The organism is Oceanivirga salmonicida (assembly GCF_001517915.1).
Lineage (GTDB): Bacteria > Fusobacteriota > Fusobacteriia > Fusobacteriales > Leptotrichiaceae > Oceanivirga > Oceanivirga salmonicida.
In genome coordinates, this window is the sequence record NZ_LOQI01000208.1 from 1 (window position 1) to 332 (window position 332).

Sequence of the window (332 nt, forward strand, 5' to 3'; positions counted from 1 at the left end):
GTGGATTCTATGTTAACCAAAGATGGTTAAGTGGAGTATTGACGAACTTAAAAACAATAAAAGGTAGAGTAAAGAAATTAAAAGAACTTGAAGACATGGATGCAAGTGGAGAATTAGATAATTCATACACTAAAAAAGAAGCAACATTACTAAGAAAAGAAATGTCAAAATTAGAAAAAAATGTTGGTGGAATTAAAGAAATGCATAAATTACCTGCTGCATTATTTGTATTAGACATAAAAAAAGAATTTTTAGCACTAGAAGAAGCAGCTAAATTAGGAATACCAGTTATAGCATTAGTAGATACAAATGTACACCTGCTTCTAATAATT

1 protein-coding gene is annotated in these 332 nt (G+C 28.6%); it reads left to right on the plus strand.

Annotation, left to right across the window (positions count from 1 at the left end; all coding sequences use genetic code 11):
- A partial coding sequence (gene rpsB, locus AWT72_RS08985) for a 30S ribosomal protein S2 (RefSeq protein WP_082680612.1) occupies positions 1–332 on the plus strand: 332 nt, incomplete at both ends.